At 66.0% G+C, this 15319-nt stretch carries 15 protein-coding genes; 10 read left to right on the top strand and 5 right to left on the bottom strand.

What is annotated here, in order from left to right; all coding sequences use genetic code 11:
- The first annotated feature begins 57 nt into the window (after nucleotides 1-57).
- The gene (locus BFL43_RS13425; RefSeq protein ID WP_094647513.1) at nucleotides 58-993 is read left to right on the top strand and encodes a methylenetetrahydrofolate reductase; all 936 of its coding nucleotides are present in this window, start codon (nucleotides 58-60) and stop codon (nucleotides 991-993) included.
- A gap of 10 nt (nucleotides 994-1003) precedes the next feature.
- Here the strand turns inward: BFL43_RS13425 and BFL43_RS13420 are convergent, their stop codons facing one another.
- The 5 genes from BFL43_RS13420 to BFL43_RS13405 are packed head-to-tail and all read right to left on the bottom strand — an operon-like array spanning nucleotide 1004 to nucleotide 5922.
- Nucleotides 1004-2071: a glycosyltransferase family A protein gene (locus BFL43_RS13420; RefSeq protein ID WP_240498236.1), complete on the bottom strand. Its 1068-nt coding sequence runs from the start codon at nucleotides 2069-2071 to the stop codon at nucleotides 1004-1006.
- 41 nt (nucleotides 2072-2112) lie between these two features.
- Nucleotides 2113-2883, bottom strand: a complete 771-nt coding sequence (locus BFL43_RS29465) for a DUF3153 domain-containing protein (protein ID WP_240498235.1) — start codon at nucleotides 2881-2883, stop codon at nucleotides 2113-2115.
- A 56-nt stretch (nucleotides 2884-2939) separates the two neighbouring features.
- Nucleotides 2940-3743: a carotenoid biosynthesis protein gene (locus tag BFL43_RS13415; RefSeq protein ID WP_084893038.1), complete on the bottom strand. Its 804-nt coding sequence runs from the start codon at nucleotides 3741-3743 to the stop codon at nucleotides 2940-2942.
- Nucleotides 3740-5335: an NAD(P)/FAD-dependent oxidoreductase gene (locus BFL43_RS13410; protein WP_084893037.1), complete on the bottom strand. Its 1596-nt coding sequence runs from the start codon at nucleotides 5333-5335 to the stop codon at nucleotides 3740-3742. The genes BFL43_RS13415 and BFL43_RS13410 overlap by 4 nt, the downstream gene beginning before the upstream one ends.
- Before the next feature lie 8 nt (nucleotides 5336-5343).
- Nucleotides 5344-5922, bottom strand: coding sequence for an N-acetyltransferase (locus tag BFL43_RS13405; protein ID WP_084893036.1), 579 nt, complete (start codon nucleotides 5920-5922; stop codon nucleotides 5344-5346).
- A 207-nt stretch (nucleotides 5923-6129) separates the two neighbouring features.
- Here BFL43_RS13405 and BFL43_RS13400 point away from each other — a divergent pair, with 207 nt between their 5' ends.
- The 9 genes from BFL43_RS13400 (at nucleotide 6130) to mraY (ending at nucleotide 15319) form a co-directional block, all read left to right on the top strand.
- Nucleotides 6130-6612, top strand: a complete 483-nt coding sequence (locus BFL43_RS13400) for an SAV_6107 family HEPN domain-containing protein (protein WP_143695298.1) — start codon at nucleotides 6130-6132, stop codon at nucleotides 6610-6612.
- Between the two features lie 171 nt (nucleotides 6613-6783).
- On the top strand, nucleotides 6784-7188 hold the full coding sequence (locus BFL43_RS13395; protein WP_084893035.1) for a DUF3040 domain-containing protein: 405 nt from the start codon (nucleotides 6784-6786) through the stop codon (nucleotides 7186-7188).
- A gap of 373 nt (nucleotides 7189-7561) precedes the next feature.
- A complete protein-coding gene (mraZ, locus tag BFL43_RS13390) occupies nucleotides 7562-7999 on the top strand; it encodes a division/cell wall cluster transcriptional repressor MraZ (protein WP_084837072.1) in 438 nt (145 codons plus the stop codon).
- Between the two features lie 181 nt (nucleotides 8000-8180).
- On the top strand, nucleotides 8181-9164 hold the full coding sequence (gene rsmH / locus BFL43_RS13385; RefSeq protein WP_276206110.1) for a 16S rRNA (cytosine(1402)-N(4))-methyltransferase RsmH: 984 nt from the start codon (nucleotides 8181-8183) through the stop codon (nucleotides 9162-9164).
- Nucleotides 9161-9985 (top strand): hypothetical protein, encoded by an 825-nt coding sequence (locus tag BFL43_RS13380; RefSeq protein ID WP_240498234.1) that lies wholly within the window; start codon nucleotides 9161-9163, stop codon nucleotides 9983-9985. Before rsmH ends, BFL43_RS13380 begins: the two co-directional genes overlap by 4 nt.
- Before the next feature lie 83 nt (nucleotides 9986-10068).
- A complete protein-coding gene (locus BFL43_RS13375) occupies nucleotides 10069-12081 on the top strand; it encodes a penicillin-binding protein 2 (RefSeq protein ID WP_240498233.1) in 2013 nt (670 codons plus the stop codon).
- Between the two features lie 23 nt (nucleotides 12082-12104).
- On the top strand, nucleotides 12105-13730 hold the full coding sequence (locus BFL43_RS13370; protein ID WP_084893033.1) for a UDP-N-acetylmuramoyl-L-alanyl-D-glutamate--2,6-diaminopimelate ligase: 1626 nt from the start codon (nucleotides 12105-12107) through the stop codon (nucleotides 13728-13730).
- The gene (locus BFL43_RS13365) at nucleotides 13727-14230 is read left to right on the top strand and encodes a UDP-N-acetylmuramoyl-tripeptide--D-alanyl-D-alanine ligase (protein WP_143695296.1); all 504 of its coding nucleotides are present in this window, start codon (nucleotides 13727-13729) and stop codon (nucleotides 14228-14230) included. The genes BFL43_RS13370 and BFL43_RS13365 overlap by 4 nt, the downstream gene beginning before the upstream one ends.
- A complete protein-coding gene (gene mraY, locus BFL43_RS13360) occupies nucleotides 14231-15319 on the top strand; it encodes a phospho-N-acetylmuramoyl-pentapeptide-transferase (protein WP_084837069.1) in 1089 nt (362 codons plus the stop codon). It begins immediately after the preceding gene.

Below are 15319 nucleotides of genomic sequence, written 5' to 3'. Positions count from 1 at the left end.
GGCTCGGCCGACCGGGCGACGTGGCCGGGCTCGCCTGGGCAATCGTATGATTGCCGGGTGAGTTCGCAGCTACCCCAGACATCGATCGTGCAGCGGCTGGCCGAGCCACATCCGGGGCCGGTTCCATTTTCCGTCGAGTTCTACCCGCCCCGCGATGAGCAGGCCGAGGCGCGGCTGTGGCGTGCGGTGCGCATCTTCGAGCGCATGGGTCCTGCATTCGTCTCGATGACCTACGGCGCCGGCGGGTCAACCCGCGACCGCACCCTGCGGATCGTCGGGCAGCTGGCCCGCGAGACCACGTTGCTGCCGGTTGCTCATCTGACCGCGGTCGGGCACAGCGTGGAGGAGTTGCGGGCGATGGTCGGCGGCTTTGCCGATCAGGGGATCACCAACATCCTCGCGCTGCGCGGGGATCCGCCCGGTGACCCGCTGGGCGAGTGGGTCAAGCATCCCGAGGGGCTCGAGTACGCTGAGCAGCTCGTCCGACTGGTGCAAGAGCTCGGCGACTTCAACGTCGGCGTCGCATCGTTCCCCGAAGGCCACCACAGAGCTCCCGACCTCGACCACGACACGAAGTATCTGGTGTCGAAACTCCGTGCCGGAGCTCAGTATTCGATCACCCAGATGTTCTTCGACGTCGATGACTTCCTGCGTTTGCGTGACCGGGTGGTCGCGGCCGATCCCGAGCAGGGCGCAAAGCCCCTCATTCCGGGGATCATGCCCATCACGTCGCTGGCATCGGTCCGTCGCATGGTGGAACTGTCGGGTTCGGTGCTGCCCGCCGACATCGATCGGCGCCTGGCGGCGGCGGCTGGTGGCGGACCGGAAGAAGACCGGGAGGCCGTCCGAGCCGTTGGTATCGACCTCGCCACGCAGATGGCGCAGCGACTGATCGCCGAAGGTGTTCCTTGCCTGCACTTTTGCAGTCTGAACTTCGCCAAGGCGACCAGCGAGGTGCTCGAGCGCCTCGGCATGAACGTGATGGCTGCCTGAGCCGCCGGGGTCAGGGCGCCAGCGTACGGCCCTTCCAGATCAGCTTCCCGGTGACGCGGGCCCGCAGTGAGTCTGCGACGGCCACCGCGCTGATGATCATCGACAGCGGGTGCGCGATCGCGGAGAGCACGTCGGGGCGACCCAGGGCTCCGGTCTCCACACGACGGGCGATCAGGCGCGAGGCGATGCTGCAGGCGAGTGCTGCCGCGGCCCGACGGCGCCGTCTTCCGGCGGCTACGTCGACAAGTGGGATCAGGTTCGCCCAGCCGAACACCACGGCTACGGCCACGGCTCCGGCCGGACCCCCGAATTCTGTTCCCAGCCAGCGTCGATAGCCCTGCCAGGTCTCGGCGGGACCGTCGTACATCCGGCATGACGCCACGTCTTTGCCACTGCGGACGGTCGAGCCGAGTCCGATGTCGCGGTACTCCCGAGCAAGCGCGAGGTCGTCCGTGATCTTTCCGCGCACCGACGCATGGCCACCGGACCGCCGGTAATCAGCACTCGAGGTGATCAGGAATTGACCGTTCGCCACCGCCATCGATCGCCATTGCAGTCGTTCGGAGACGCCCAGGGGCACCGAGCCCAACCATGACCAGCACAGCAAGGGCTGGACCAGGTGCTCGAAGACGGATCCGGCGCGCTGCGCGGGCCATACAGACAGCAGGCCGCCTGCATTGCCGCAGGTGCGCACACCCCGGGCGAGGGCGGTCGGCGCCAAGCGGACGTCGGCGTCGACGAACGCGATCATCCCCTCGCCGACGCGATCGGCGAGCAGGGTCATGGCGTGGATCTTCCCGGTCCAGCCCGGTGGTGGGGGAATGTCGTTGCGGTACAACTCGAAGCGGGGATCGTCGGCAATCGCTGCGGTTGCGATGTCGCCGGTGCCGTCGGACGAATCGTCGTCGCAGATCAGCACCCGCAGATCCGGGATCCCGGTCTGGGCCTTGAGGTCAGAGATCAGCGACGTGATCCGAGAGGCCTCGTCGCGAGCCGGGATGCACACCCAGACGGGTTCGTCGATCGGCCCGCTCGGTTCGGCCAACGATCCGACCCGCCGGACATTGGCAAGTGCCACAGCCACATTGACTGCCGACAATCCCAGCGGTAACCAGCCGATCAGCGGGTCGACCGGTCGTCGTCGCGAGGGCCGCCCGGCGTCGTGGCGTTCTGCCGAGTGTCCACAGGTCGTCGGGCCGGAGCGCCGGGTCGAGGTGACTGGTCGCGATTGACCCACGCCAGCGCAACGACGATCACCGTGACGGCCAGCGCGATTCCCGCCATCAGTCCGGTCCATCCGGTGAACGCAGCGGTTCCGGGTTCTTCGTAGTTCGCCTCGGCGGTCATGGGTGAGGCCTTGCCGATCTCCGGCTTCCACGAGACCGCGTCCTCGCCGTCCTGCTGCCCGTTGGTGGCGCTGACCGGGCCGGCGAACTGGACGGAGAACTCGACGTAGTCCCTGCCGGGCGCGAGGCCCTGCAGATCGGCGGTACCACGGAAGGCGACGACATCGCCGCGACGCTGTGCGTTGAGGTCCATCGTCACCGACGTGTCCGGATAGGCGTCGTCGACCAGTTCTCCGAGTTGGGTGAACTGCCCGAGGGTCGCCTCGGTGAAGGTCGCGCGCGTCCCGATCAACCCGTCTCGTTTGAACTCGGTCGCGCTGACCACCGACTCCAACGACTGCGGGACGACGATTTGCGGCCCCTTCTCCTGGCCGACGTCCTTCTCGGCCAGCACCATGGCTCCCCAGAGACGGTCGCCGAATTCGGTCGGCGAGTTCGAGCAGGCCGCGAGCGCGGGACCGCACACCAGGACCAGCAGGGCAAGAACCAGGCTCACGGTGCCGCGGCGCTGTCGGCCGCGGGGCTGTCGGGTGATCTGAGGCACGCAGCTATCGTGCCATTAGTGCTGGGCCGCCGTGGCAAGGGCGCGCCCTCGTGCGGTCAAGCCGAGGTCGGCCGCCTCCTGCCGACCGTGCCGAACAGGCAGATCGCGGCGGGTACACCGACGATGCCCATTCCGATCAGCCCGTAGGGGACCGCGGCGGGCAACTCCGGATCGTCGAGGAAGACGAGAAAGGCCAATGCCGATCCGAGCCAGGTCCAGGTGAACCAGCCGATGGGGGTGATCGCCGAGCGCCAGGTGACGACGATCGGCTGCCGGTCGATGAACGACAGGAGCGTGAACATCACTGCGGCGACGCCGGCCCAACCGAGGAAGTTCGTGATGGGGATCTGCTCGATCCCCGGCAGGCCGGCCTCCCTGATCTCCCAGGTCCACAAGCCCGCGCTGACCATCTGCGGATCTAGATACAGGTCCCAGCCGACCATTCCCGCGGCCGCGAGCGGGATCCGGAGCCACGGTGCCGTCGTGATGAATGAGCTGATCCACCAGATGCAATAACCGCCGGCCGTCCAGGCCAGGCCGATGACGATGGGTACGTCGGCGATCGACGGGCCGATTCGGCCCGTGGCGTACTCGTACGCGCCGAAGGGGAAAGACGTTGCGGTACCGATGATCTCAGCGCTCCAGCCGACGCCCGCAGTTGCGGCCACCACCGCCACGGTTCGTAGCGTGCCGAGGCGGGCCAAGGCATGGAACACCATCGCCGCCGCGGACGCGACGACGACGACGATCGTCACCCGGTCCCGGGATGAACCCTCCACGAGGGGGTACACGATCTGCGCCGTTATCGAGACCGCCAAGAGCGCAGCAGATATTCCGAATCGGGTGTCGGTCGAGGTCATTTCCATCTGCCGCGGGTGATCTTGGCCAGTGTCGATCGCCGGTCGGACAGTACTGCGGTGGCGGCAATCCGGCCGTTCGCTCCGCAGACCCCGCCGCCGGGATGGGTGGAGGCGCCCGCGAGCACGAGGCCGGGGGCACCGGGGATGCGGTGCTGGGCCATTTCCGGATGGGGGCGCCAGATCATCATCTGATCCAGCGACATCTCCACGTGCATGATGTTGCCTCCGGTGAGACCGAGTTCGGTCTCGAGATCGGCCGGGGTCTGGATCCGGGTGTGCTCGATGGAATCGGAGAACCCCGGAGCGTGCCGGTCGAGTTCCGCGACGATGCCGGCCGCGGCCTCGGCGGCGAGGTCGCTCCAGCTGCGACCCCCGGACAGGCGGTACGGGTGCCACTGCGCCCACAGGCTCGTCGAGTGGTGCCCGGCAGGCGTCAGGGTCGGGTCGATCGCGGAGTAGCTCATCGCCACCAGGGCGGGCCGATTCGGGAGGTCGCCCGCAGAGGCGTCGGCGTACGCCCGGGCGAGTTGCCCCCGGTCCGTCACCAGGAGCCCGAGTGCGGAGTGGACTCCGGCGTCATCGCCGATACCGCGATAGCTGGGCAGAGCGGTGCCGCCGAGGCGTACCGCCATCCCGATCCCGTTTCCGACCCGGATCTGTGCCGCCCAGCGATCGGCGGTTGCGGAATCAAAACCGCCGGCCCGCAGGAGCTTCAGGGTGGTGAGGATGTGGCAGGCACTCACGACCGAGCGGGCTCGCTGTTCGCTGCCGTCCTCACACCGCACCAGCCAGTCGTCGCCGCGCTTTTCCAGAGCCGTCGCGGCGGCGGAGAGGCGTACCTCGCCTCCGTCCGACTCGAGCTTGCGGACCAGGGCTTCGGTCAGAGCGCCGCTGCCACCGATCGCGCGGCCGGGTGGGATGGTGTGCATCGCGGCCGCGAAACCGACCATGGGGGCGGTCCCGGGCTCGTTCATCGGCGGTCCCGACTGGGCGCCGAACCAGGCGAGGGCCGCCTTGAGCTGCTCGGACTCGAACCAATAGTCCAGCAAGGAGTCGCCCGACATCAGGAACTCCTGGGACAGTCCGAGGCCGGACGAGGCCCCTTTGCCGGGTATGCGGCCCTGCAGGCCCCAGAATGCTCTTCCGAGCGCGATGGGGGAGGGCGAGGAGGTGAATGCCGACATCATCGCGGCCGACCGCTCGGACCAGACGGCCACGAACGCGCGGTAGGCCTCGGCGTCGGGTGCGCCGCAGGCATTCTCGATGGACGCGCAAGTGCGATCGAGGTCTTTGTAGAAGATGATCGGCTCGTGGGTGTCACTGCCCGGGCTGAATGCCCATGGGTCGCAATCGATGTAGCGGAGACCGTGATCGGCCAGTGCCAGTTCCTCGAGGATCGGCGTGTGCCGGATCATCAGGTGCGCCGATGATCCACGATCCACCCGGTATCCGGGGAACCTCTCGACGGTCGACACGGCGCCACCGGGGATGCTGTCGCGTTCGACCACCACGACCCGTTGTCCCGCGGCGGCCAGATATGCGGCGGCAACAAGACCGTTGTGGCCCGCTCCGATGACGACGGTGTCGATCATTGATGCTCCTACTTCAGTGGCAGAGTTCGACCAAGTACAGCAAATGGCCGCGGGTCCCCCGAGAAAGTGAAGCGACGCAACACATCGGCGAACCCCAGTCGACGATAGAGCCTCCACGCGCGGTTGTTCTCCTCGCTGATCTCAGGGGTCGAGAGCAAGACTTGCGGTTCGGTTCTGTCTGCGAGCAGTCGCACCAGCAGCGCCTCACCGATCTGCCGACCCTGCGCGGCGGGGTGCACGTGCAGTTCGGTCAGTTCGAAATAGTCGTCGGTGATCGACCGGATCCGCTCCGGATCGGCACCGGCGCGGGTCAGCCCGGAGCGAACCTGCTGGTTCCACCACTGGTCGCCTGCGCCACGGTATCCGTACGCGATCCCCACGATGGTTTCCTGCGAGGAGGCGGCGCCGGGTGACTCCACGGCTGCGACCGCCTGCCAGCCGGGACGGTGGACGTGCTCCTGCCACAGGGGAGCGCGCTGCACCTCGGTGCCCTCCGGATAGTTCATCGCGGTCACGTAAACCGTCAAGGCATCGGGTAACCACGTCCGAGCGTCTTGGGCCGAAAGGTCCACGAGCCGGATGGGCACAGAAGTTTCCGCCTTCTTCGCTTGAGGGTTGTCGCCGTCGTAGGTATATTGAATATGTCGAACGGGTGTTCGAGGCTTCAACCTCCGCAAAGGCCGAGCCACATCGTTGCCCGCACGACGTGAGGGCGGTCCGGTGGTCGACGAGGGAAGCGTGGGCCACCGGACCGGACCCACACGGACAAGATGCCGACGGAAGGATCACAACAGATGTCGACGACAATCTCGCATCCGTCACGAGGGGCCGCTGCTGCGCGCAGCCTGAAATCGAACCCGCCTCCAGATCCGGCCCAGATCATCTCGGCACGGGACCTGCTGGTCCGGGCCGAGTCCCGGCTTCGTGAATCCGATGTTGTGACCGATCCCACCGAAGAGTTCAGTGCGCTTTATCAGTCGGCGCTCAGGGCGGCCGGTGCGGTGCTCGCCGTGACCGAGCGGCCGACGCGCCGGCGCGGCTCCCGCAGCGCCTGGTCCCGGTTGCCGCAGGCGGTTCCGGAAATGACGGACTGGGCCACCTACTTCGCAGGTCTGTCGCGCCTTCGTGCGGACGCCGAGGTCGGGCTCCGCGCGGTCTCGGAGGACCAGATCGCATCATTGCGACCCCGCGTCGACGAGTTCCTGCACGCCGTCGAAACCGAAATCGTGCGACGCGAGCAGGGTAAGTCGTCGAAAATGCCCGCCGGAGCGGCCTGAACGCGGGAATTTCGCTCAGATGGACCAATCTTGACGAACTTGTGGCGGGGAATGGTGGTCGGGACTTCCAACACCTCGTATCATTTCAAGTGGGCCCACCGCAGTGGGCCCGGGCAACCGGAATCGTCCCCCGCGAGCTCTACGGAAACCACGTGCTGAAGGAGGGGGCGGGTGCCACTCTCAGAGCACGAGCAGCGCATGCTCGAACAGATCGAGAACGCTCTGTACGCAGAAGACCCCAAGTTTGCGTCCAACGTCCGATCGCGTCGCTTCGGCGGCTCCACTGCTCGTCGTCGCCTGCAAGCGGCGGTCTTGTTCATAGTTGGTCTGGTCCTTCTCATCGGAGGGTTGGTCGTAGACGTGATGATCGGTGGTTTCCCCATCATCAGTCTCGTCGGATTCCTGGTGATGTTCGGCGCCGGTCTGATGGCTTTGTGGGGTTCACGAAGCGGTCCGGCGAACGGTGCTGCCGCGGCGGGGTCGACCTCCCGTAGGTCTGGTCGTGAGCCGCGCCAGGGCCGTAAGTTCTCCGAGCGAATGGAAGAGCGGTTCAACCGCAGGTTCGAAGAGGAGTAGTCCAGGGCTCGAGATCTTCAAAACCGCGTATCGCATGTGCGATACGCGGTTTTTTTGTGTCTTGACCCTCTGAGGTCCCGTTCACCCCCGCGTTCCCCACTCTCGCCCACTTTTTGGCCGACGTGCCGCTTCTGTGGTTGCAGTGACCCATGGTGCACCCGTGCACGGTCCAGAGCGGCCCGAAACGCGCTTCCGCAGGAATGCTGCCCCACCAGTCATTACTCCCTCTGCCTGCATAGATGGGGCGGCTCATTGAAAATCAGCCAAGAAGGGGGTGGAAAGTGGAGAGTTGTGGGGTATGGTGGTGCTTGTTGGTGGGAGAGCCCGGAATCTTCCAGTCAACTGGGTTGGAGGTGTCGACATGGCTGACGCTATGTTTTTCGGCACCTACACGCCCAAGCTCGATGACAAGGGGCGGCTGACGTTGCCCGCCAAGTTCCGAGATGCGTTAGCGGGAGGCGTGATGATCACAAAAGGTCAAGATCGCAGCCTCGCGGTGTATCTGCGGGATGACTTCTACGAGTTGGCGCGAAAGGTGCTCAGTTCGCCGAAGAACGATCCGGCGGCCCGCGCATTCCAGCGTCAGTTGAGTTCGGGCACAGACGAGCAGAGGCCCGATGGGCAAGGCCGGATAAGTCTGGCACTGGACCATCGTCGCTATGCGGGTCTGGCCAAAGAGTGTGTGGTGATTGGAAACATGAGCCACCTGGAGATCTGGGACGCGCAGACGTGGCGCGACTACCAGGACGAGCACGAGGAGAACTTCTCGAGCGTGGGCTTCGACGCGCTGGATGCGGTCGAAGGGCCGTAACGCCAAGCGGACTCACGTGGGTGAATCGAGGCCTCTGCCCGATCCGACCCTGACGCACTTCCCCAGCGCCAGGTTCGGTCGGGCAGGGACCAGGACTCATCCGCGGGTCGCCGCACCGGCGGTGTGAATGATGTTGCCGACCTCTTTTTGTAACCAGACACACGCGAAGGGGCCCAGCATCGTGGATCACGCCGAGAACGTATTCGGACACGTCCCGGTGATGGCAGAGCGAATGACAGAGCTGCTGGCCCCCGCGATCACCCGATACGACGAGCACGGTCGTGGTGCGGTGTATGTCGACGGAACGCTCGGAGCCGGTGGGCACACTGAATTGGTCGCTCGAACTTTTCCCGAAGTATCGATCATCGGGATCGATCGTGACGAGAACGCACTTGCGCTCGCCCAGGAACGTCTTGCATCTTTCGGTAAGCGGATCACGTTCGTGCACCTGCGATACGACGACATCGTCGAAGCGCTTCGGCGGGCCGACGTGGCCGCCTATGACGCAGGGCTCTTCGACCTCGGCGTATCGTCAATGCAACTCGATCAGGCCGACCGCGGATTCGCATATTCTGTCGACGCCCCGCTCGACATGCGGATGAACGCCGACGATCCGCTGACCGCGGCAGACGTGCTCAACACTTACTCGCACGGTGAACTTGCCCGTGTTCTATCGGAATACGGCGATGAACGATTCGCCGGGAAGATTGCGTCTGCCGTACTGCGCGAGCGTGAGGTCGAACCGTTCACGACAAGCGCCCGCCTGGTCGAGTTGCTGTACCGGTCGATACCGGCCGCGACGCGGCGAACGGGTGGACACCCGGCCAAACGCACCTTTCAAGCGTTGCGAATCGAGGTCAACGGCGAGCTGACGTCATTGCGTGCGGCTCTGCCCGCCGCGCTCGATTCACTGGCCGTGGGTGGTCGGCTCGCGATCATGTCGTATCAGTCGCTAGAGGACCGCATCGTCAAACGGGAGTTCACCGCGCGTACGACGTCGACCACGCCGCCTGGCCTGCCCGTCGACTTGCCTGGTACCGCACCGGAATTCACGCTTCTGACCCGTGGCGCCGAGCGCGCACCTGACACAGAAATCGAGCTCAACCCACGATCGGCGTCCGTCCGGGTGCGGGCTGTCGAACGGATCGCCAGGAGGAATCAGTGACCATCACCGACAATCAGGCGAGTACTCGCGAGCGCAGGGCCCCGGCGGCACGGAAGGCGGACGGCACCAGGGTGCGCTCGGCGGCGGCCCAGCGTGCGCTCGACAAGCGCCGCAAACGTCTTGGGGGCGAAACGGTTTCCGAGCGCTCGGCACGCGGCGCGCGGGTCCGTTCGGTTCCGGTCGAGAAGGAAAAGGCGAATCCGCGCTCCGTCGTGGGTGTCACGTTTGCGCCGTTGCGCGCCGCGAAACGGGTACCGTTCGTGGTCGTGGTGGTGGCGTTGCTCCTCGCCGGTCTGGCGCTCACCCTGTGGCTGTCGACCAAGTCCGCCCAGGACTCCTATCAACTCGGTGTCGTGCGTGAGCAGAACGAGCAGTTGTCCGATCGTCGTGACGCACTGAAAAAGGCCTACGAATCCGGGGATTCGGCCCCAGAACTCTCCGACAAGGCGGGGGCACTGGGGATGATCCCGGGAAATGACAAGGCCCGGCTCGTGGTGGGTCCCGATGGGAAATCGTTCGTGGTCGGCGAGGTCAAGCCGGCTGATGGACCCAAGGCGCCGTCGATGAATGATGCACCCGCTGCGACGCCGCGAACTCCGACCACCTCGGGGCGCCCGAGCACCACGCCGACGCCGGGTGCTCAGGGCACGCCGATCGGAGCCGGCACCACGCCGGAGGCCGCGACGCCGAATCCCGCGGCCCCAGTGCAGTCGGCTCCTGATGGACAGACTCCGGCAAATCCGGCAGCGCCACCGACCTTTTCGAATGTTCTGCCATCAACTGGCGGCGCGCCGGGCTCAAATTCGGGTCAAACACGTTAGCGCACCGGAGAATTGGTAACCATGAAGTCCGTATGTGCGAGGAGCGCAGGTATCCGGTGCGCTGAGCGCAAAGGGTGTGGCCGATGACCCGGCCGACCCGTGGCGAACGACGCACCGTCCGTCCCGCCGCCGGACGCGAACGTATGGGACCATCGCGGAGGCCTCGAGGCAGGCAGGGAAATGGCGGCGCCTCGGCCCGCGCCACCGAAAATCCCAGTGGTGCACCGCGATCGAACGGTGTTCGTAGCGGTTTTCCGGTGGGCGGTTCGGTGCATGGTCGGGGAGAAGCGGTCAAGGCGGGGCGGCAGTTCCTCGTGCGGCATCGCTTTGCCACCGCGCTGATCCTGCTCGTCGTGGCGGTGGTCGCCATCAAGATGGTGATGCTCCAGATCGTGGATGCGCCGGGACTGTCGGCAGAGGCCGCGAGCCAACGCGCGGTGACCGAGGTCCTACCCGCCAAACGCGGCGCGATCGAAGATCGCAACGGCAAGGCGATCGCGTATACCGACGATGCCCGCGCGCTGACCTTCCAGCCGGTGAAGGTGCGCAAGGAGATCGAGGATGCCCACACAAAGAACTCTGCCCTGCCGGACGTGTCGACCAGGATCAGTCAGATCGCAGCGGGGATCAGTGCCGAGCTCGGGGGTGAGTTCGAGGAGTCGTCCCTGCGGGAACTGCTACAGAGCAACGAGAGCTTCGTGTACCTCGCCCGTGCCGTCAGCCCGGAGGCCGCGAACAAGATCATCGACGAGTTCCCGGAGGTCGGGTCCGAACGGCAGGACATCCGCCTCTACCCCGGTGGTCCGTTGGCCGCCAACATCGTCGGCGACGTCGACTTCGACGGCAATGGCCTGATCGGACTCGAATCATCCATGGATTCCGTGCTTTCGGGTACCGATGGCTCGCGGACCTACGACCGCGGTTCCGACGGCGCGGTGATTCCCGGCAGTTCACGCAACCTGCATCCATCGGTCGACGGTGGCACCGTGGAACTCACCATCGATTCCGATGTCCAGTGGTACGTGCAGAACCAGGTGCAGCGTGCCAAGGAATTGTCCAAGGCCGAGAACGCCTCTGCGGTGGTTCTCGACGTGAAGACCGGCGAAGTTCTCGCCATGGCCAACGACGGCACCTTCAATCCCGCCAAACCCCTTGACGAGCAGGGTGATGCACAACTCGGTGACCTGCCCGTCACATCGCCTTTCGAGCCCGGTTCGGTGAACAAGATCATCACCGCGGCAGCCGCGATCGAGTACGGGGTCACCACCGCCGATCAGGTTCATCAGGTGCCGGGCAGCATCGACATGTCTGACGTCACCGTGAAAGACGCCTGGGCGCATGGGGTCGAGCCGTACACCACCACCGGCATCTTCGGTAAGTCCTCGAACGTCGGGACCCTGATGCTGGCAGACAAAGTCGGTGAAGACCGATTCGCCGACATGGTCAAACGATTCGGACTCGGCCAGCGTGCCAATGTCGGGCTACCGGCGGAGAGCGCCGGAGTCGTACCGGCCCGCAGTCAGTGGTCCGGCGGTACGTTCGCCAACCTGCCGATCGGGCAGGGCCTGACGATGACGTTGCTGCAGATGACCGCGATGTATCAGGCGATCGCCAACGACGGTGTTCGCGTCGAACCGCGAATCATCAAGTCCATCAACGGCGATGGTCAAGAAGGTGAACTCGCACCGCCCGACGGGGTGCGCGTGGTCAGCCCACAGACCGCCAAGACGGTGCGCGACATGTTCCGCGCGGTGATCCAGAACGACCCGATGGGTGTGCAGATGGGCACGGGGTCGAAGGCCGGGGTACCCGGTTACCAGATCAGCGGCAAGACCGGAACCGCCCAGCAGGTCGACCCTGACTGTGGCTGCTACTCGCAATCGAGTTACAACATCACCTTCGCCGGCATCGCGCCCGCCGACAACCCGCGCTACGTGATCGGCATCATGCTCGACAATCCCTCGCGGAGCAGCGACGGCAGCGGTGGACAAAGCGCGGCACCGCTGTTCCAGACCATCGCGTCGTGGATGCTGCAGCGCGAGCAGGTACCACTCTCGGCTGAGCCCACCCCACCACTGGTGTTGCAGGCGAACTGATCCGTCGGCGGTATGTTGTGGAAATGTCTGCTCCCGAGAACTCGGTGCTGCGCCCAGCCGCGGTGACACCGACCGAAGTCGCGGTGCTGTCGGCGGCGAGTGGTGCGCGGATCGATCTGATCGGCGAAGTCACCGAGAAGACCGAGGTCACCGGCGTCACCCTGCGCGCGCAGCACGTACGTGCCGGCGATCTCTTCGCGGCCCTGCCCGGAAGCAAGGTGCACGGTGCTCAGTTCGCCGCCGATGCCCTGGCCGCCGGGGCCACCGCCGTGCTCACCGACCGGGCGGGCCGCGACATCGTCGAGGCTATCGCGGGGCCGATCGATTGCGCCGTCCTGGTGCATCCCCGGCCGCGTCAGGTGCTCGGGGAGCTGAGTTCGCGAATCTACGGCCAGCCCTCGCGCCGGATGACGCTGGTCGGCATCACCGGTACCTCGGGCAAGACCACCACCAGCTACCTCACCGAGGCGGCCCTGATGGCGGATGGTCACTCGGTCGGCCTGATCGGTACGGTCGAGACCCGTATCGCGGGTATCCGTCAGCCGAGCGCCCTGACCACCCCGGAGGCCCCGGAACTGCAGGGTCTCCTCGCTGCGATGCTCGAGCAGGGCGTGGACGCCGCCGTCATGGAGGTCTCGAGCCATGCCCTCGAGCTCGGCCGGGTGGACGGCAGCGTGTTCGGGATAGGAGCGTTCACCAATCTCTCGCAGGACCATCTCGACTTCCATCCCACGATGCGCGACTACTTCAACGCGAAATCGTTGCTCTTCCACCCTGATTCGGCGGTGCACGCGTTGCGCACCGTCATCTGCGTCGACGACGAATGGGGCCGGGAGATGGCCCGTATCGCCGGGGAGAACGCGATCACCCTCTCGACCGGCGACACCGCGGCCCACTGGCACGCCGGCCCATCGGACGTCGCTGCCGACGGAAGTCAGACGGTGACGCTGACTGATCCCGCCGGGGACACGTTCACGATGACCGTCCCCATGCCTGGGCGATTCAACGTCGCCAACGCCTTGACCGCCGTCGCGATCGCCTCGGTGGCGGGCGTGGCGACCACCGTCGCGATCGCGTCGATCAGCGATGTTGCAGTGCCAGGCCGGGTCGAACGGGTGAGCCGAGGGCAGGACTTCCTCGCCGTGGTCGACTACGCGCACAAGCCTGCGGCGCTCGACGCAGTCATCGAGACGCTACGCGGTCAGGCGAACGGGCGGATCGCGGTTGTGGTGGGAGCCGGTGGCAACCGGGACACGGGCAAGCGGCCGCTCATGGGAGAGGCTGCGGCGCGGGGAGCGGAGCTGGTGGTGATCACCGACGACAACCCTCGAACCGAAACGCCCTCGGAGATCCGGGCACGGGTACTGTCCGGCGCGCACGCTGTGGCGGCCTCGGCGCGGCCCGACGGCGCAGAAGCCGTGCGCGAGATCGGGGACCGCGCCGAGGCCATCCGCGCCGCGGTGGCGTGGGCGCGGCCCGGCGACGTGGTCCTCATCGCAGGTAAGGGACACGAAGCCGGGCAGGAGATCCATGGCGTCAAACACCGGTTCGACGACCGCGTCGTCCTCGCCGAGGCGATCGACGAGGTGCTGACCGAGCGCAGCTCTCCCGCTGCGGATGGGCCGGCGCGATCCCGGAGGCACGATTGACCCCGCAGACACGATTGACGTTGTCGGACGGACGCACGGCGGGTCATCTGCTGCCCCATCCGGCCGGGCCCGTGACTGCGCGATCGGTGCGGTCGGCGCTGCGTGAACTCGCCGATGCCGTGCATGCCCAGCCGGAACGGCGCAGCTGGGCCATACTCGGTGAGCTCGATCCGCCCGACGAACTCGACGCTGGCGACGCGCTCGAGATGACGCGATGGGTGGTCGCACACGACGAACTCGGGCGGCTCGCGGTACGACTCGACATCGCTCAGGTGATCTGTGTCGGGACGTCGCGGGCGATGCACGGCCTCCACCAGGGGGCGGTCATGGAAGGGTCGTGGGGTTCGGAGGCGGTGCTGGTGTCGGGCCCGAAGGAGGCGCTGGACATACTGGATGCGCAACTCGGCCAAGACGACGTGGTCCTGGTCATGGGTGGACGTGAGCTGAGACTGGCCGAATCATTTGTGGCCGACGGGGTATCGAAAGGTGAGGACTTCTAGGTGAGACAGATCCTGATTGCGGGGGTGATCTCGCTGGCTGTCGCGATCCTGCTGACCCCGGTGCTGATCAAGGTCTTTTCACGACAGGGCTTCGGCCAAGAGATCCGGGTCGAAGGGCCCAAGAGTCATCAGACCAAACGCGGCACCCCGTCGATGGGTGGCGTCGCCATCGTCGCGGCTCTGTGGGCCGGGTACTGGGGCGCCCATCTGGTCGGACTCGCGACCGACGGAGGCGGTCCCACCGCGTCCGGCATCCTGGTGCTCTCGCTGGCCACGACGCTGGCAGTGGTCGGGTTCCTCGACGACTTCATCAAAATCCGCAAGCAGCGCAACCTCGGTCTGAACAAGACAGCGAAGTCGGTGGGCCAGCTGATCGCCGCCCTCCTGTTCGGTGTCCTGGCACTGCAGTTCCGGAACGATGCCGGGTACACACCGGCAAGCACGAACCTGTCGTACGTACGCGAGATCGACGCCATCACGATGGGCTCGGTCGCGTTCGTCGTGTTCGTCTGGCTGGTGGTTTCGGCCTGGTCGAACGCCGTCAACTTCACCGATGGACTCGATGGTCTCGCCGCCGGATCGATGGCGATGGTGCTGGGCTCCTACGTCCTGATCACGTTCTGGCAGTACCGGAATGCCTGCGTCGGTGGACCGAAGACTGCCGAACCCGGCTGTTACACCGTGCGCGATCCACTCGACCTCGCGCTCATCGCTGTGGCCGGCGGCGGCGCGTGTCTGGGATTCCTCTGGTGGAATGCCGCGCCTGCGAAGATTTTCATGGGCGATACCGGCTCACTCGCACTCGGCGGCATGCTGGCCGGCCTGTCCATCACTACCAGCACCGAACTGCTGATGGTGGTCGTGGGTGCACTGTTCGTCGCAGAGATCATCTCGGTGGTCATCCAGATCGCGGTGTTCCGGACCACAGGCCGGAGAGTCTTCCGAATGGCGCCTTTCCATCACCACTTCGAACTGTCCGGGTGGGCAGAGACCACGGTGATCATCAGGTTCTGGCTGCTCACGGCCATCGCCTGCGCGCTGGGACTGTCGCTGTTCTACAGCGAGTTCCTCACCGCCAGCGGGGGATAG

Origin of the sequence: Williamsia sp. 1135 (genome assembly GCF_002095395.1) — a bacterium.
GTDB lineage: Bacteria > Actinomycetota > Actinomycetes > Mycobacteriales > Mycobacteriaceae > Williamsia.
Note: the sequence above shows the minus strand (reverse complement) of the source record. Positions and strands in the feature narration are given on the sequence as shown.